General features: G+C 47.3%; 11 protein-coding genes and 1 tRNA gene. 7 read left to right on the plus strand and 5 right to left on the minus strand.

The genetic code is table 11. The annotated features are described in order from the left end of the window. The first annotated feature begins 388 nt into the window (after positions 1-388). The 5 genes from QUA45_RS14425 (at position 389) to QUA45_RS14445 (ending at position 7,376) form a co-directional block, all read left to right on the plus strand. Entirely contained in the window at positions 389-1,591 is a 1,203-nt protein-coding gene (locus QUA45_RS14425; RefSeq protein WP_333101031.1) for a tetratricopeptide repeat protein, read from the plus strand. Positions 1,592-1,670: 79 nt separating this feature from the next. Continuing rightward, positions 1,671-3,194 (plus strand): carboxypeptidase M32, encoded by a 1,524-nt coding sequence (locus QUA45_RS14430; RefSeq protein ID WP_333101029.1) that lies wholly within the window; start codon positions 1,671-1,673, stop codon positions 3,192-3,194. Positions 3,195-3,322: 128 nt separating this feature from the next. Next, positions 3,323-5,743 (plus strand): sucrose synthase, encoded by a 2,421-nt coding sequence (locus QUA45_RS14435; protein ID WP_333221227.1) that lies wholly within the window; start codon positions 3,323-3,325, stop codon positions 5,741-5,743. 624 nt (positions 5,744-6,367) lie between these two features. Next, a complete protein-coding gene (locus QUA45_RS14440) occupies positions 6,368-7,078 on the plus strand; it encodes a peptidoglycan-binding protein (protein WP_333101027.1) in 711 nt (236 codons plus the stop codon). Between the two features lie 216 nt (positions 7,079-7,294). Further along, positions 7,295-7,376 (plus strand) — tRNA-Leu (locus tag QUA45_RS14445). A gap of 119 nt (positions 7,377-7,495) precedes the next feature. Here QUA45_RS14445 and QUA45_RS14450 read toward each other — a convergent pair. The 5 genes from QUA45_RS14450 to QUA45_RS14470 form a co-directional block, all read right to left on the minus strand. Further along, positions 7,496-8,086, minus strand: a complete 591-nt coding sequence (locus QUA45_RS14450) for an SMI1/KNR4 family protein (protein WP_333221229.1) — start codon at positions 8,084-8,086, stop codon at positions 7,496-7,498. A gap of 397 nt (positions 8,087-8,483) precedes the next feature. Then, complete coding sequence (locus QUA45_RS14455) at positions 8,484-8,999, minus strand: GNAT family N-acetyltransferase (RefSeq protein ID WP_333096165.1); 516 nt, start codon at positions 8,997-8,999, stop codon at positions 8,484-8,486. 82 nt (positions 9,000-9,081) lie between these two features. Then, positions 9,082-11,391: a DNA phosphorothioation-associated putative methyltransferase gene (locus QUA45_RS14460; protein ID WP_333096166.1), complete on the minus strand. Its 2,310-nt coding sequence runs from the start codon at positions 11,389-11,391 to the stop codon at positions 9,082-9,084. A 204-nt stretch (positions 11,392-11,595) separates the two neighbouring features. After that, positions 11,596-15,012 (minus strand): response regulator, encoded by a 3,417-nt coding sequence (locus QUA45_RS14465; RefSeq protein ID WP_333096167.1) that lies wholly within the window; start codon positions 15,010-15,012, stop codon positions 11,596-11,598. A 123-nt stretch (positions 15,013-15,135) separates the two neighbouring features. Continuing rightward, complete coding sequence (locus QUA45_RS14470) at positions 15,136-15,567, minus strand: response regulator (protein ID WP_333076249.1); 432 nt, start codon at positions 15,565-15,567, stop codon at positions 15,136-15,138. Between the two features lie 396 nt (positions 15,568-15,963). Between QUA45_RS14470 and purC the strand changes: the two genes are divergently transcribed. Further along, positions 15,964-16,692, plus strand: coding sequence for a phosphoribosylaminoimidazolesuccinocarboxamide synthase (purC, locus tag QUA45_RS14475; protein WP_333221231.1), 729 nt, complete (start codon positions 15,964-15,966; stop codon positions 16,690-16,692). A gap of 190 nt (positions 16,693-16,882) precedes the next feature. Then, a complete protein-coding gene (locus QUA45_RS14480; RefSeq protein WP_333096169.1) occupies positions 16,883-19,264 on the plus strand; it encodes a BamA/TamA family outer membrane protein in 2,382 nt (793 codons plus the stop codon). Positions 19,265-19,300: the final 36 nt, after the last annotated feature.

Genomic DNA, 19,300 nt, shown 5'->3' on the forward strand with positions numbered 1-19,300 from the left:
TTCTAATGTCATATCACGCTATGGCAAACACTTCTCTAATCATAACGTACTCTGATCCTTTCCTTCAGGGCACTACCACAAGACGCGGTTTCAACCGCCGATCGCTCAAAAGGGTTACGTGAAAATGATATCTTGGGTGAGGTTTGTCACACCTCAGTGCGATCGCCCTTTCCTATTTTCTACGCAGTCCTATAAAAAATTAGTATTAATCTATACTTACAAATGCCCGGTCTAAAATTATAATGAAAAAAATTGAAAAAGTCCCCAAATTCCTGTAAAATTGCCATAAATAACCAAATAGTCGCGATCGAAAGCACTCAAAGGCGAAAAAGATCGCATATAAAAAAGAAAACAATCAATTAGACAGAAAATAAAGAGGTGAAACCCCTTGCAAAAATTAGCCAGCATAGAAAAGCCGATCGACTCAGGGGAAAAATCCATAGCAGTCAACACCCAAAAGGCTCAAACATTGTACGATCGCGGCAACGCCCTAGAAGCAATGGGACGATTCCAAGCAGCGATCGAATCTTGGGAAGAAGCGATCGAACTTGAACCAAAATTTTATGAAGCCTGGTACAACCAAGGCGTAGCCCTCAAAAAATTGGGCCAGCTAGAAGAAGCGATCGCAGCTTACAACCAATCCCTAAAAATCAAACCAAACAATCCCGAAGCTTGGTATAATCGGGCCAACGTTTTGCGGAAGCTCAACAGACTCTCAGAAGCGATCGCATCCTACGAAAAGGCGATCCAACTCAATCCCAGCTACCCCGAAGCTTGGACGAACCGCGGCAACACCCTCGTCAGCTTAGAAAAATTATCAGAAGCGATAGCCTCCTACGAGAAAGCTATAGCCATCAAACCAGACTACTGCGAAGCTTGGTACAACAAAGCATTTGCCCTGAGAAAATCCGACCAAAATACAGCCGCGATCACCTCCTTCGACAAAGCGATAGAACTTAAACCAAACTTGCATCAAGCCTGGTACAACCGCGGCTTAGCCCTAGCCGATGAAAAACTCTACCCGGAAGCCGTCGCCTCCTACGACAAAACCCTGCAACTGCGGCCGAATTCCGCCGAAGCCTGGAACAAACGCGGCACGGCGATCGCCCAAATGGGAGAATTTGAAGAAGCGATCGCCTCCTGGGACAAAGCTCTCGCACTCAAGCCAAACGACAGCGAAACCTTTTACAACCGCGGCTTAGCCTTGGCCAACTTACAACGCTTTGAAGAAGCAGTCGCCTCTTGGGACAAAACCGTAGAGTTGCAACCAGACAACACGGAAGCCTGGTACAACCGCGCCGTCGCCCTCAAAAAAATTCAACGATTTACCGACGCGATCGCCTCCTACGATAAAATCATCGCGCTCAAACCCGACGATCCAAACCTGTACTATCAAAAAGCTTGCCTTTACGCCCTGGAAAAAGAAGCAGGCGAGCTCACAAACAGCCAGGAACTTGTGGCTAACAGCATCGGGCTGGCGATCGAAAACTTATCCAAGGCGATCGAACTCAATCCGCATAAATACCGGAAATTGTGCAAAAATGACTCTAAATTGCGTACAATACGGGAAGAAGTGCGGTTTTTAGCTTGATTTCAGGGTAGCAATGATTGATGGATACCGATGCCGCACTGCAACCTTTGTAGGCAAAACAGCACCATAAACCCCCATCATGCAAACCCTAGACAAAACTCAAGCCAAATTCGCTCAACTGGCAGCCCACCTGAGAGAAGTTAACGACATCGAATCAGTCTCGTCGCTACTGCATTGGGATCAAGCAACCTATATGCCTGCCAAAGGTGCAAGTGCCAGAGGCCGCCAGTTGGCTACTCTCAAACAAATATCCCACGAAAAATTTACCGATCCAAAAATAGGCGAACTCTTAGAAGACTTGCGTTTCTACGAACAAACCCTCCCCTACGACTCCACCGCAGCCAGCCTGATCCGCATAGCCCGCAGAGACTACGATCGCGCCTCCAGAGTCCCCGCAACCTTCATGTCCGCACTCTGCCGCCACCAAGCCGACAGCTACGAAGCTTGGGCCGCAGCCAGGGCAGCCAACAATTTCGCAGCCGTTGAGCCGTATCTCGAAAAAACCCTAGAATTAAGCAGGCAATACGCTGACTTTTTCCCGGGCTACGAACACATCGCCGATCCTTTGATCGATCGTAGCGACTACGGCATGAAAGTATCTCTGCTGCGCCCGCTTTTCGCCAAACTGCGTCAAGAATTAGTGCCGATAGTCGAAGCCATCACCTCGCAACCACCGGCCGACGACTCCTGCTTGCACCAAGACTTCCCCGAATTCCAACAACTAGAATTCACTCGCAAAGTTGTAGAACGCATGGGGTTTGACTTCCAACGGGGACGGCAAGACACCACCCTGCACCCGTTCATGACCAACTTCTCCATAGACGACGTGCGAATTACCACCCGCGTCTATGAAGACCACCTGGATCAAGCACTGTTCAGCAGCATTCACGAAGCCGGACACGCCCTCTACGAACTCGGAAATTCCCCGGAATTTGAAGGCACGCTTCTGGCAGGCGGGATTTCCTCCGGCGTGCACGAAAGTCAGTCGCGACTTTGGGAAAATTTGGTCGGGCGCAGTCGCGGTTTTTGGGAATGTTTTTACCCGCAACTTCAAGGGGTATTTTTGCGACAGTTGGGACACGTATCCACTGACGCATTTTACCGGGCAATTAACAAAGTCTCGCGATCGCTCATCCGCACCGACGCCGACGAAGTAACCTACAACCTCCATGTCGCCATCCGCTTTGACCTAGAATTGGCAATGGTAGAGGGAAAACTAGCAGTGCGAGATCTCCCCGAAGCCTGGAACGAACGTTATAGAACCGACCTCGGCGTTGTCCCCCCCACCGACAGCGAAGGCGCCATGCAAGATGTTCACTGGTATGTTGGTACGATCGGCGGAATGTTCCAAGGTTACACCCTCGGCAACTTGATGAGCGCTCAATTCTACGAAACAGCAGTAAAAATCAATCCTGAAATTCCCGTAGAAATAGAACGGGGCAATTTTAGCGTACTCCACAACTGGCTCAAACAAAACATCTACCAGCACGGCCGCAAATACACTGCTGTCGAATTGATCGATCGCGTTACAGGTTCACCTTTAACTATCGATCCCTTTATCCGTTACATTCGCCACAAATACGGGGAGTTTTATGTCATTTGAGGGATAGCAAGTTCAGATTGTAGACTTTAAAATTACAAAAAAAGTAGCCGCTGAAAAAACGGGCGATACTGTTTGAGTATCGCCTAATTTTACAGCGGAAATCAAAAGTCTTACATAAGGGAGTATGTATGTCTGAACTTTTTCAGGCTGTGATCGCCAGCGACGAAAAAACCGAGTTGCGTCAGTTTGTCAGCGATTTACGCGCTTTGGGAAACAAATATTTACTGCGAAACGACATAGTTAACGCTTTTGCCGCCTACTGCACCAAATACGAAAAGCCTGAACAGTTCCATCAATCTTCTCTTTTAAGCAAACTAATTTACTACGTTCAGGAAATTATTCTCGAAGATGGCAGTCTTTGCGTCCTGCTGCGACCAAAAATTGCTACAATGGAAATAGTGCGAGTTGCAGACGACTTGACTGTTGAGCAGATGACAGTGCAAGAATTGCTCGACGTGCGCGATCGCTTCGTCAACCACTTTCACCCCCAAGAAGGCGACATTCTCGAACTAGATTTCGGCCCTTTTTACGATTATTCCCCCAAAATTCGCGACCCCAAAAACATCGGCAAAGGAGTGCAATTCCTCAACCGCTACCTGTCCAGCAAACTGTTCCAAGACGCCAGACAGTGGCAGGAAACTCTATTTAATTTCTTGCGGATTCACCGCTACAACGGCGTACAATTACTCATTAACGAGCGCATAAAATCCCAAGAACAACTTTCAGAACAAGTCAAAAAAGCCCTCACCTTTGTCAGCGATCTTTCTGAAGAAGAACCCTACGAAAGATTTCGACTGGTGCTGCAAATGATGGGTTTCGAAGCCGGTTGGGGAAATACTGCCGCCCGCGTGCAAGAAACCCTAGAAATTCTTGACGAATTAATTGATTCCCCCGATCCGCAAACCCTAGAAGCATTTATTTCTCGCATCCCAATGATTTTCAAAATCGTCCTAGTTTCTCCTCACGGCTGGTTCGGCCAAGAAGGAGTTTTGGGGAGACCGGATACGGGAGGTCAGGTAGTTTATGTCCTCGATCAAGCCAAGAGTTTAGAGAAACAACTGCAAGAAGACATTCATCTTGCAGGTCTCGATAGTTTAGAAGTCAAACCTAAAGTAATTATTCTCACCCGATTAATTCCTAACAGCGACGGTACGCGCTGCAACCAACGTTTGGAAAAAGTTCACGGCACAGAAAATGCTTGGATTTTGCGGGTTCCCTTCCGGGAGTTCAATCCCAAATTGACTCAAAATTGGATTTCTAGATTCGAGATTTGGCCTTATTTGGAAACTTACGCGATCGATGCAGAAAAAGAACTGCTCGCTGAGTTTCAGGGCAAACCAGATTTAATTGTCGGCAACTATTCCGACGGCAACTTGGTAGCGTTTTTGCTGTCTCGCAAACTCAAAACGACTCAGTGCAATATTGCCCACGCGCTGGAAAAATCTAAATATTTGTTCAGCAATCTCTACTGGCAAGAATCAGAGGAAAAATACCATTTTTCGCTGCAATTTACGGCTGATATAATTGCTATGAATGCAGCTAATTGTATTGTCAGCAGCACCTATCAAGAGATTGTGGGCCAACCCGATAGTGTCGGTCAGTACGAATCTTACCATTGTTTTACGATGCCGGACTTATATCACGTTGTGAACGGGATTGAACTGTTCAGCCCTAAATTTAACGTCGTGCCGCCGGGAGTTAACGAAAGTGTGTACTTTCCCTACACGCGGATCGAAGACCGGGTGCAAGGCGATCGCGATCGGCTCAACGAATTGCTGTTTACTCTAGAAGACCCCGAACAAGTCTTTGGAAAACTCGACGACCCGCAAAAGCGCCCTTTATTTTCGATGGCGCGGCTCGATCGGATTAAAAACATGACAGGCTTAGCAGAATTGTTTGGAAAAAGCAAGGAATTGCAAGAAAAATGCAACTTAATTCTAGTAGCTGGCAAGCTGCGGATCGAAGAAACCGAAGACTACGAAGAAGCAGAAGAAATTAAAAAGCTCTACGCAATTATCGACCAATACAACCTTCACGGTAAAATTCGCTGGTTGGGAGTGAGGCTTTCCAAAAGCCTGTCCGGCGAAATCTACCGGGTAATCGCCGACGCCCAAGGTATATTTGTTCAGCCAGCATTATTTGAAGCTTTCGGCTTGACAATTCTCGAAGCAATGATTACCGGTATTCCCACTTTCGGGACGCAGTTTGGCGGTCCGCTGGAAATTATTCAAGATGGCGTAAATGGGTTTTATATCAACCCGACCAACCACCAGGAGACTGCCCAAAAACTTCTAGATTTTTTATCGAAATGCGAACACAATCCCAACTATTGGTATGAAATTTCAACGCGAGGAATTGACCGAGTTTACAGCACCTATACCTGGAAAATTCATACTACCAAGCTGCTGACGCTGTCGCGGACTTACGGTTTCTGGAACTACTCGTCCAAGGAAAACCGCGAAGATATGCTTCGCTACATAGAATCGCTGTTTTATCTGATTTACAAGCCGAAAGCGAAGGCTTTATTGGCAGAACACGCGAACCGATAACTGCCGAGTTTTGCTTTTTATATCAAATCCGTTGGCATCGGAATTATTAATCTCTCTCTTCCCTTTCTCTGTATCCTTTGCGTCAATAGGGGTTAAATAATTCCGATACAACCGAAATTGGTATTACGGAGAGATAGAAGGAAAAAACTTCGCCTTTCACAGATCGACTTTCTACACAATCAGCCTGTAAAGATTTGTGAATGACAGCAGGTTTTGTACCATAAGACTGAGGCTAATATACGTAGTTTATACGAAAATATGGACTTTGGTCACGAAACATCTCGAAATCAACCGGGTTTACTAGGAAGAGTGGGAACTTGCCCCTACTTCAAACACGTAACTTCCAACTCGCAACTTCTGAGTGCTGGTGTGCCTATTGCCGAAATTCTAGAGACCGGGCCAGATATAGCAACCGCGCCAGAAGGTTGAACTTTCTTAAGGGTCCAAACCAATACGGTCTATTACCCCTTTTCTCGGACTTCTTGTTACCCGATCACGAAGTGAAATGCTCTTGTTCCTTCTTCCTTTGTTATATGTTTCAGAAAGCAGTCCGGGTAATACAATTAGATTTAGAAACATGAAAACAGCGAAACCTTGTCAAACCTCACTAACAGGATGAAATTTATGCGTGTGACTACTGTTACAATTTTCAGCTTGATTGCTCTGCTCGTTCCCGGCTTAACCCGAAAGGCCACTGCTGCTTTCGACTCCGAACCCTTGGTGCAGGAACAGTACCGCAGAGACTTTACTGCTCCCGCCGATCCGGGTGCGTCAGCCTCGGCCGAGGGAAAGTCCCAAGGAGATATGTTTAACAAGCCTTTTTACGCGGGCGAGCAGGCGCCAGTGAAAAAGGAAAAAACTATCTCGGCGGGAGCTGACGGGCCAGAAGTTGCAGCCATACAGCAGCGCTTGCAGGTACACAGTTTCAAGGTAGGGACGATCGACGGTACCTATGGCTCTCGCACTACATCGGCGGTTCGTGCCTTTCAGCAGTCTAAGGGTTTGAACGCAGATGGCATTGTGGATAAAGAAACTTGGACAGCCTTAGCAGCAGATCCGGCATCAGCTTCTGAAACTGTGCAGAGCAATGCTCCAATTCTGAGCAATGCTGCTGTTTCCGGCAATCCTCCAACTCTTCTAAATAAAGGCGCTGTCGGTTCCAAGGTGAAGACGTTACAGGTGCGTTTGGAAATGCAGGGTTACGATCCGGGCCCGATCGACGGTATTTTTGGCGCTCGCACTGCTACGGCTGTCAAGAACTTTCAGAAATTTAAGGGTTTGACGGTTGACGGCATGGTGGACGAAACAACCTGGAAGGCGCTGGGCCAAAAGTAAGCGACGAGTGAAAAATACGGAAAATTGCTGTGGCGATAACTCATGATTGAACCCGGTGTCCAAAAATGACCGGGTTTCTCGATGTTGGGCGATCGAGCAATTTGGTCATAACCCTGCGGATTTATCAGTGGGTCGCTTTCTTCAATCTAAAATCTAAAATCTCAAATCGATTGACCGATCGCTCTGTTGTGTGCTAGAGTAATTGAATGTCTAAATGCGGATATGGCGAAATTGGCAGACGCGCCAGATTTAGGTTCTGGTTCCGAAAGGAGTGAAGGTTCAAGTCCTTTTATCCGCACTACTCTCACAGCTTTGTACATCAATAGTTTCAGGTTTGTTACTGTACAGTAACAAATTATTTTTGACATACTTACCCCTCTCAATAGACGCTGATTCTTGACACTTGACTGACTGACGCTATCGAGCACTATCAACTGCACGATCGAGTATTTCAACGTCAACTACGACTAACCCATAACCATCCTCAGAGAACCGATATTCTCCTCGCTCTAGTGCATCTGTAAAGGTCTCCAGATAAACGCGAAAATTAGGTGCAATCAGCCCTCTAGTAGGCTCCTGCCACTCAACAATAATGACTTGTCCAACATTTCCGCCTGCTGCTGGGGCTAAATTTACGCATTCGCAAGCACCATTGCTTTCCATTGTGAATGGAATCCAATTCTGGTTCCACCAACCGTTCCAGATTCCTTCAAAAATATTTTCACGATCGCACCTAAAATTATCGTCTGAACAATCCTGCCATTTTTCAGATATTTCGATCGCGCTTTCGAGAGAGAGGAACTCCAAGTGGGGGAACAGGGAATAAGATTCTTCATCCTGACCGTTATGCACGCGGTAAGACAGCTTGAAATCTTCGGGAAACTCTACACCAAAAAATGCTTGTGCCCGATAAATCTCCTCATCAGTAGCGCCTGGTTTAAGACTTTTCAGCACTTGAGGTGCATTGGCTGCCAGCCAATTATGAATTCTTTCCCAAATTATTTTCATGAGAAACCTCCGAAGCTAGAAACTCAGTCTATGCGAGAACTGAGAGGAAAGCGAGATAGCGGTTTTAACCGCCTAAAATTCAACCGGGGTGCTGACTTTCTTTGCCCTGCTACTTTTTATCGACTCTAACGAGCGCTGAGGTCATTATAGCAATCCTAACCACGCTCAACTGCTTCAATCTGAACCTTTTTTCCATCTTCTTTCCCCTCCTCTGCGTCCTCTACGGTTCGTTCAATCATTCCTGAATTTAGCTTAATTTTTAGCGACTATGACAACAACTTTCTAATCTATTACGTCAAGGAACATCTAATATTCTCAAATCACGGCTCAAAAAAAAATTGTAGATTTGTGCCTCTCACGGACTCCTACTACAGCAATGCGAGGTCAATTCATGGTGTCAATCTACTCGGTTCAGGCGATAAACAAAGCAATCATCGTCACCGAACTTTCGGTACTCGATAAATTGAAAGCCAAGACGTTCATAGAAATGGTGGGCGCGAGTATTATTGGCAAGCGGATCGACGAGGACAGCTTTCACCGCCGGATCTGCGAAACATCTGGCAATTGCAAGCTGCATCATTTGTGTTCCATAGCCTTTGCCTAAATCGGTTTGTTCCCCAATCCAAATATCAATTGCACGAAGATCCGCCGTGACATCACCCCAATAGTTGCTATCCTCACGTGCCGGATCAATAATCTGGACAAATCCGATCGGACGACCATCGATTTCAGCAATCAATTGCTCCCTCCAATCGGGCGCGCGCTCAAGTTCCACCTCCCAAGCCCAGTCATCGTTAGGATCTGAGGCAATTACGTGAGGTTGCTCATCCCAGTGTCGTAACAGATCCAAATCAGCGGAAGTCGCGGAGCGTAGATTCATCATAACTTCACGTTTGAATGTCAAACTTTTCATAGCTGAGATCCGAGTTTTCCGAGGTAATGTTAGATCGATCGCCCTCGCTTACCCTAACTAAAATCCTACTCTGCTTCCATAACTATTCCTCTCCCTCTTCTTTTCCTTCCTCTGTACCCTCTGCGCTCTCTGCGGTTTGTTCAATCTTTCCTGCCTTCAGCTCAATCTTTTTCTGCTGGCGTTCCGACGCTGCTTTTTGCAGCATTTTCAATTTTTCTGAATCAGCATTCGATCGCCAAAACAACTTATGATCCTTAATTTTAACGCAATTTTCCTCCAAACACTTCATCCATTCCCGATGTTTCTTAACTACGCCACGATCGAGAATACCTAACTTTTCTTCTTGGCGGGTGAGTTTCACAAACTTTTCGTAATGGGGATAACTAGCAGTAACAAAAGCTTCTTTCCTAACTAAAATTGGCGGGTTGTACAAATCAGAATAGTCTTGATAGCTCACAGAAAGATCGCGCAAATCTATGTGCATAGAAGTGTGAAGGGCTGGATGGGGGTTAGTGTCAAAATCGGGATAAAATAAATAGGAAATCTGAGGTTTGCGAGCGTAAAATTTGATAACTGTCGCGCCGTCAAGTCGGCCAATTGTGCGGTTGGCGCAGCCTTCGTAGAGTCGCAGCAAAGGGTCTAGTTCTTCTAATGCAGAGACGTGAACTGAAAGGGAACCGGGCTGTTTGTAGCCGATCGCACTATCTTCGCAGCAGTCAGCCACAATATCAGGTTTGCTCAGACTGTACAGCATTAAATCAGCCAAAGTGCAAGCTTTTTGATAATTGTCAAACAAACCTTTGATGTCGTTGCGGATTTGAGCTGGGAGTCGGCGCATCGAAGGTCGATCGCCCAAACCGTTGAGAGCTAGATATACTAGCAAATCTTGGCGGCGCTTGTCGGCGATTCTCTCCCAATCATCCGCATCCGTTGCTTGCAAAATCACCCTCCAAGCGCGATTAAAACTGTGGAATTCCCCTTTAATTACCGATTCTTCAGCTAATTCGCCTTTAACAGGAAGGCGGCCCCGATCGCTCACAAAAGCCATCAAAGGAGCCAGCATTTCCGAATAATCCTCAAACCGCTTAACTTGCGATCGTACTCTGGGAGTCGATAAGTGCGATCGAAACCGAGAAGCACGAAAACCTTCACCCTCCGCAGCATCCCGAAACACAAAATAAATCCCCAAAGCCACAGGAATTGCATCAACATTCAAAACTTGGTCAATATAAACTTTTAACTCTTCTTGTTCGTAATACTTCTGAAAAGTATTCCGAGAAGTAATCACCCCATCCCCGTAAGCAATTTGGCCTCGATCGCTATCATCAATCAAAACCTGAGCCGCCACAACTAATAAATTTTTAGTTAATTCCCAAGCATTCAGCAAAGCTTCTCGGCGTTCCGCCAAAGATTCAATGACATTAATCACATAACCAATATTCACAATATCAGCACAAATTCGCGGAGTATCCGGCTGATAGTATGGGTCCCAACCAGAAATAGCATAACCCTCTTGTGCAATATATTTAACATCCCCGCCGTAACCGCAACCGTAGTCAAAAAAAGTCGCCCCGTCCCTCACTAAATCAGCTTCTAAAACCAGACGCAGAGGTTTAGAAAGCGAATTGCGTACCATTGCGGCTTTGTGCCGCTCGATCTTAGGAATTGATACCTCGCTATTCTCCTGTTTCACACGCTCGACAACAGTATGATCTTGGATTTCTACACCGCAATATCCCAAGTATTTGAGCCAACCCTCGCGAGTGCCGATAACGCTAGTATTGTCAAGCAGCCCCCACTTTTCCTCGCAGCGAGTCAGCCTCGAAAACTTTTCGTAATGGGGATAATCCGCAGCTACAAAAGTTTCCTTACGGTGCAAAACCGGGGGATTTTCGCTGTTGCTGTAATCAAAACATTTAACTTCCCCAGTTGCTAGGTTAATCTGGATACTGGTTTGCAAAGAAGGATGAGCATCTGTATCGAAATCAGGGTAAAAAAGATAAGATATTTTAGGTTTATGGAGTGAAATTTTCACTAAAGTTGCTTCATCAATATTTTCCAGAGTGCGTCTGGCACAATTTTCGTAGATTCCGAGGACAGGGTTGAGTGTCTGCAAAGCGGAAACGTGAACGTAAAAAGCCGTCGGTAATTTTTTTCCCACTTGGCTCTCGCGACAGCAGCGAGCCACCTTTGCTAGGAGATTGTCAACACCTAAATTATTGATTTCATCGACCGGGTACAGCACAGCGTTTCCAGAATCTTGCTCAGAGATAGCCTTGTTTTCGTACAATAAAACTTCCCGACCAAAAATCATCAAAGGCGTTAGCAGTTTTTCATCATTTTCTAATGAATCGCTATCTAAAATAGTGTTTGTACTGGTATCGTAATTCATAGCTAAATTAATTATTGTTAATTAACCGCAGAGAACGCAGAGGACACGGAGTGAAGAAACAAACAAAATTTTCCTAGATTTTCTATATGTAGGATGCACACTCCGTACCATACCGCTTTATTTATTAGTCTTTTATAGAAGGACTTCGTTTTTGTGAGGGCGATTTTAATCGCCGACTAATATCGACTACGAGCGAGTAAGATATTAACCAAACATTCGAGTTTCCACAAATTCTTGAACCCGGGCTAAATGACTAGACAAACTCACTAATATGTTTTCAACCCTCTCAATATTTAATAATTCCACCTCTGATGGTTTAGATTGAAAGCCTCGCGCTTGATGCTCCAATTGTGCTGCCAAATCCGACATCAGAGCAACTCCCACATTAGCCGAAGTTCCCTTGAGACGGTGGGCTTGATATTCCACAGCTTGCCAATCTTTAGCTTCTAGAGCTAGTTTGGCAGCAGCCATATCAGCTTGGGCGTCTGCCACAAAAGCTTGCAAAAGTCGCTCGGGCAATTTAATATTAACTCGCCCGAGTTGCTCCAATCTGCTCTTGTCGAACAGTCCGTCGTAGTCTCTATGTTCCCAAGTTTGAAGTCCGATCGCCCTTGGTGTCGGTCCAGCCACAACCTGCGCTTTTTCCACAACTTCTGTATAATTTGTTGCTAATGGAGATTTATTTTCCGAATTAATACTTTTAACTCCATACTTATTTTCACCATGAACATTTAGGGCTTCATACTTTTTCAGTGCCGCGGCCAAAGCATCTAAATCTACAGGTTTGCTGAGATAATCGTCCATCCCCGCCGCCAGACACTTTTCTCGTTCCCCCGGCATAGCATGAGCAGTTAAAGCCATCACAAAAGTATGCCGATCGCTTCCTTCGATTTGCCTCAACTTTTGGGTTGTTTTGTAACCATCAAGTACCGGCATTTGACAGTCCATCAGCACTAAATCATAGCTTTTTTTTGCGAGCAACTCCAGCGCTTCTTGACCGTTGACCACGCAGTCAGCCTGATAGCCTAAAACTGCCAACTGTTCGACAAGAACTTGTTGATTGATCGGGTGGTCTTCCGCCACCAAAATTCTCAGCGATGACGGCGAATTGGAAGTAACATATTGATAATTAACTGGTGACAACTTGCAAGTATTAGTAGGGTCCACTCTCCCAAACTCTCCCGTTCTCTTCACCGGCGCAAGCATTGCCTCAAGCAGGTGGCTTGGTCGCACGGGCTCGATCAAATACCCGTTAAAACCCCGACTGCAAAGCACTTCAGCCTTGGGCTGTTCCCGCAAAGCAGTCATGGCGATTAACGAGCCAACTATAGAGGTCGATCGCACTTTCCTCGCAAATTCCTCCGCATCTAACTCTGGCATTTGCAAGTCCACAAGCACCACGTCCCAGCTTTTTCCCCCCTCCCCTGAAGGCTGAGAAATCCCGCGCTGGGAATTGTTCAACCAACTCAAAGCCTCAGCAGGAGTTTCTGCCTCATCGCAGCGAGCCCCCCAACTTTGAGCGAGCGATCGCACCGCTGCCCTTCTCAAAGTGCTTCCAGAGACTACTAACAGTTTCTTGCCCGCAAGTTCGGGATCGTGAGGCTCAAATTGCAACTGTTTTTCCAAAGGTACAGTAAACCAAAAAGTAGCACCGCTGCCTAGCAAACTGCGAACTCCAATGTCGCCTCCCATCATCTCCACTAACTGCTTGCAAATAGCCAAACCCAAACCCGTCCCGCCGTAAGGCCTAGTAGGAGAATCGTCTACCTGAGAAAAAGATTGGAACAGCTTTGTTTGCCCTTCTGCCGAAATTCCAATGCCAGTATCCCGCACGGAAAATAGCAATCTTGCTTCTTGTCTACCGTCTGCCAGTCGGTTGCCCTGTTTCACAGTTACGTGAACTAGAACTTGACCGCGATCGGTAAATTTTATGGCATTCCCCGTCAAATTCAGCAAAACTTGCTTCAATCTGCCCGCGTCGCCCACCAACTTTCTCGGAACTGAGCTGTCAACTAAAATATTTAATTCAATACCTTTTTCTTCGGCTAAGTGCGCTATGATTTCTATCACCGACTCAACGCAACTATCCAAATCAAAATTAGCCTTGTCCAGTCGCATTTCTCCCGCTTCAATCTTAGAGAAATCGAGGATATCATTAATAACATTCAGCAAATGTTCAGCACTGCGGTAAATAGTCTGAACGCAGTCCCGCTGTTTCTGTTCCAGAGGAGCGCGCAGCAGCAATTGAGCCATTGCCAAAACTCCATTCATCGGAGTGCGAATTTCGTGACTCATGTTCGCCAAGAATTGCGACTTCACCCGGCTCGCTTCTAAGGCCGTTTCCCGCGCTTCCACCAACTCATTAATTTTGTCGGCAACCATCACGATTCCCCCGACTTTCTCGTCTGGATCGTACCAAGGGTGAGCAGCCCACCGCAGGTACAGAACAGATCCGTCTGCTCGTTCCCAGGCATCTTCGCTCACAGAAACTACCTGACCTGTGAGCGCTTGTTGATACATTACTTTCCAGCGATTCGGCGTATCTGGAAACAATTCGTAATGGCTAAAATTATTCAGAGACGGCAAGTCCAAATTAAATTGACTAACCCATTTTTTAGAGTTAGCCATATAGCGCATTTGTGTATCGAACATCGCCATTGCTACAGGCACGCAAGTAATAATTTGTCTCAGTTGCTGCCGTTCCCTTTCCAGAGCATCTTCCGCCTGTTTCCGCTCAGTAATGTCGCTAATCATGCCGGCCATTCGCAGCGCTTGTCCTTGGGAATTACGTTGAGCTTTTCCCTGAGAAGTGCAGTAGCGGTAAGCACCGTTCGAGTGTAACAGCCGGAATTCTACATTATAGTCTATTTCTTGTTCCAAGTGAGCGGCGATCGCCGCTACTATTCCCTCCTTGTCATCGGGGTGCAGGCGGTTGTATAGAGCGTCCATAGTCCTGCCAAATTGCTTTCGCGACAAACCGATAATTTCCAAAAGGCGATCGTTCCAATAAACCTCATTTTTACTTAAATCCCAATCCCAAATTCCGTCGTTCACTCCCTCTAAAACTAACCTGTAGCGTTCCTCGCTTTCCTTGAGTTTTTGACTGGTATGAAACGCCTGAGATTCGGCGCGGTACACGCGCATGGCATTGTACAAACTGCGAGACAAACTATCTGGAGAAAGCTTGTTTTTAGCAATATAATCAGAAGCTCCAGCCTTCATTAATTCCACAGCAATTTGTTCGTCGCCTTGACCTGTGAGAACAATTAAGGGAACTTTCAGCCCCGCTTCTCGTAGATTTTTTACCAAACTCAGTCCGTCTCCGTCCGGCAATCCGTAGTCGAGCAATACGCAGTCAAATTTGCATTCAAATATTTGATTTAATAGCAGCCCATTTTCTATCTCATCAACCTCGCTTAAAAGTTGAGATTTATTTTGTTTGGATAGTTTAGCAGTAGCCTGGGGATAATTTTTATTGACCGAGAGTTGGGCCAGCGCATCCGCGCAGTCTTCTGCTTCAGTAACTGCTGCCGAAACACCAGCGGACTTGAGCGAACGTTTGATCGCCATGCGATCGACTGCATCGTCATCAACTATCAGAATTGTGAGAATTTTGTCCATAAAAACAGAATTGTGGATTACTCCGAAAAAGCTGCTGTCGAGAAAAAGGAATTAAAACAACTGCATAGCTGAAAAATCATAAAGCTCCCTTGAAAAATTTTTATTAAAAATCCCCTATTTTAGTTAGGGAATTTCGCTCAGCATCCAGTATCTGTTGAGGGTAGCCATCACTTCCACAAAATTAGAAAAAGTAACAGGTTTAAGAATATATCCCGCTACATTCAAATTATAAGCTTTTACTTTATCTCTATCTTCATTAGAAGTGGTGAGAACGATCACCGGAATCGACCTCAAACATTCATCCAGTCGCAATTCTTGCAAAAACTCGATCCCGCTCATTCTCGGCATATTCAAGTCCAGCAAAATCAACCGACGGGCTTGAGGCATTGGAGGATCTATTTTTCCTTCTCCACGTAATATAGCTAGAGCTTCTAATCCATTGGCAGCAATGTAGAGGGGGTTGACGATGTTATTTTTTTTGAAAGCTCGCCGGACGTTCATCACATCAACCTCATCATCTTCTACCAAGAGAATATGAATTTTTTTGTCTTGCATAAATCAGCCATTTTATAGATGTTTTTTAAGCGCCCGTCTCGTTGGCGATGTTTAGTCAGCACGGATCGCGAGCCCAGCAGGTTTAATCTCTATTGTCCTTTGTCAAGAATCATTTATGCCTGAGCCGATGACAGTATCTACCTGCAGGCGTACTCGCCCGTCATTCGATTTTAGATTTTAGATTTTAGATTTTGGATTGACCCCACGGATAAATGCGGGGGCTTGAGGATTTTAGATTTTAGATTTTGGATTGATTCCACGGATAAATCTGGGGGCTTGTACCCTCAAGAAATTCTTGGTCAGAGAATGAGCGGTGCAGCGGAGATCCAAAAACTCGCCAATAACACCCGATCGAGCTACGGTAAAATCTAAAACTCATCTACATTATTAATCGCCATGTCAGCCGATCGCAAACTCTACGAAGGCAAAGCCAAAATCCTCTACTCCACCGAAGACAGCGAAATTTTGCTGACACACTTCAAAGATGACGCCACAGCCTTTAACGCCCAGAAACGCGGCAGCATCGTCGGCAAAGGCGAAATCAACTGCGCCATATCCGCCCACTTGTTTCGGATGCTAGAAGCCAAAGGCATTCCCACCCACTTCATCGACACGCCGACCCCCAACCAAATGCGAGTCTGTCGCGTCCAAATCTTGCCCTTGGAAGTCGTAGTCAGAAACATTGCCGCCGGCAGTCTTTGCAAGCAAACCGGACTTGCCCTCGGCACAATTGTCAATCCGCCGCTGGTGGAGTTTTATTACAAAAACGACGATTTGGGAGACCCGCTGCTGACCCGCGACAGGCTGCTGCTAATGCAGCTAGCCACCCCCGAACAAGTAGACCAACTAGAAATGGGCGCCCGCGAAATTAACGAAATACTAAAAGAATTTTTCACCGAGTGCGGCATTACCCTAGTAGACTTCAAACTAGAATTCGGTATCGACCAACATCAAAATCTGATCCTCGCCGACGAAATCAGTCCCGACACCTGCCGCCTCTGGGACAACGCAGAAGCCGACCCAGACGCCCGTGTGATGGACAAAGACCGATTCCGCCGCGACTTAGGATCGGTAGAAACCGCTTACCAGCAAGTTCTCCAACGGGTTCTCGCTCAGAAAGTCTAGAGGTCTTGGTAATGCGCTAGAATTGCACAGTTTGTCACCCTTGTGCCTTTGATGTCAGCAATCAGCGGTCAACAGTCATCAATTAGCGGTCAGCGCGAGATTCAACCGACTTAATAACTAATGACTATGACTAATGAATAATGACTAATGACTAATGTGGTGTGTGGATTGCCCAAAAAAGTGAACAAAAATGCGTTTATCTGCTGTATTGGTGGCAGTATTTACTGCCTCAGCAACATTCGGGTTATCAAATTCTGCAAGCGGCCAAACATCCTACTCTGAATCAGCAGAGGAAGCTTTGGCTGCCGTTCCGCCCGCCCCGTCGATCGAATTACCCGATCGCCCCATTCCAGAATTAACCCAAAACCCTCCTCAAAACCGCAAAGCCGCTAAAACCAGCAAAGGGGAAGCCCTAAAAATAGCTGCGGCCCCTGCCAGAGGAGAAGGCGACAGCGAACCCCCAAGGGTAGTCACAGACCCGCCCTCCCCGGTTTCTCCTCCGATCCTTGAACTAAAACCCGAGCTAGCATCCAACCCCTCCCCCACCTCTAGCAGCCAAAACGCCCTGCAAGACGCGCAACAGGACAGCTCGCTCCCCCCATCGGAAGCGGCTGTAACGCCCGCCTGGATCGCAGCAGAGCTAGCGAAACCAGAGGAATCCGGGACGATCGCTCAAAACGCCCAAGTTACCCCCAGACCGGCCCCGACCAGACCGCCGGCTAACACCGTTCCCCCATTGCCCCCTGGCCCAGCACCGCAGCCCAGACAAACCCCCGCACCCGCCGGGCCGGCAGAACCGCAAGTGCTAGTTGCAGAAGTTACAGTCACCGGGGCGACAGAAGACTTGGAAAGTGAAATTTACCGAGTCATCAGCACCCAACCAGGACGCACGACCAACCGCAGCCAACTGCAACAAGACATCAACGCCATTTTTGCCACAGGCTTTTTCAGAAACGTGCGGGCAGTACCGGAAGACACCCCGTTGGGCGTCCGGGTGACTTTTATTGTGCAGCCAAATCCGGTATTGCGGGGAGTGACAATCACCGGTCAGCAAGTGCTGCCCCAAAGCGTAATTGACGAAAGCTTCCGCGATCAATACGGCAAAATTCTCAACCTCCGCCGCTTTGAGGAGGGAGTGAAAAAAATTAATGCGTGGTATCAAGAGAACGGCTATGTTTTGGGCCAAATCACTGATGCCCCACAAGTAGGAGACGACGGCACAGTCACCCTGGTAGTGGCAGAAGGCCAGATCGAATCAGTTGATGTCCGCTTCCTGAACAAGGAGGGAGAGGCAACAGATGCCACGGGTCAGCCGATCGGAGGCAACACCCGTCGCTTTGTCGTCACCCGCGAAGTAGAACTCAAGCCCGGAGACATCTTTAACCGCACCAAGGCGGAAAGAGATTTGAGACGGGTGTTTGGTTTGGGAATTTTTGAAGACGTGCGACTTGCCTTGGAACCGGGAACGACTGACCCCCGCAAGGCAAGGGTAATTGTCAACGTCATCGAGAAAAATACTGGTTCTTTGGCGGCTGGTGCGGGTTTGAGTTCCGCGACGGGTTTGTTCGGTACGCTGAGTTACCAGCAGCAAAACTTCGGCGGTAGGAACCAGAAGTTGGGCGCTGAAGTACAAATCGGGGAACGCCAAAATCTGTTTGACGTGAGTTTTACTGACCCCTGGATTGCGGGCGATCCTTACCGGACTTCTTATACGATTAATGCGTTTAGAAGACGATCGATCAGCGTGATTTTTGACGGTGGCGAACGGGAAGTCAGATTGCCCAACGACGATCGACCTCGCATCAATCGCACCGGGGCCGGCATCAATTTCACCCGTCCTCTGTCGCGCAATCCTTTTGCCGATTCTGAGTGGACGGCTTCACTCGGCTTGCAGTACCAGCGAGTCTCAATTACCGATCGCAAAGGCAGGCGCGAATCCCGGGACGAACTCGGCAACCTGTTAAGTTTTAGCGATTCGGGATCGGATGACTTGACAACACTGCAAGCAGGTGTTGTGCGCGATCGACGCAACGACCCCCTCCGCCCCACTAGCGGTTCCCTGCTCAGGTTTGGGATGGAACAATCGATTCCTGTAGGTTCCGGCAGCATCCTCTTAAACCGCCTGCGAGCCAGCTACAGCTTGTACCTACCAGTCAAGTACACTAACTTTACCCCCGGCCCTCAAACCCTGGCATTCAGTTTTAGAGGCGGCACCGTATTCGGAGATTTGCCTCCCTACGAAGCCTTTGCCTTGGGCGGCGCCAACTCGGTGCGCGGGTACGCCGAAGGCGACATGGGAGCCGGTCGCAGTTTCCTAGAAGCCAGCGTTGAGTACCGTTTCCCGATTATTTCGTTTATCGGCGGAGCGCTATTTTTGGATGCTGGCACTGACTTGGGCACGGGCAAAGATGTCCCTGGCGACCCTGCAGGTATCCGCGAAAAGCCCGGTAGCGGTTACGGTTACGGCCTCGGTGTACGGATTCAATCTCCTTTAGGGCCGATCCGGATCGATTACGGTATCAACGACACTGGCGACAATCAAATTCACTTTGGCATTGGTGAGCGATTCTAAGTTGGCAGTTGGCAGTTGACAGTTGACAGTTGACCG

This window comes from Microcoleus sp. Pol12A5, assembly GCF_036701435.1.
Taxonomy (GTDB): Bacteria; Cyanobacteriota; Cyanobacteriia; order Cyanobacteriales; family Microcoleaceae; genus Microcoleus.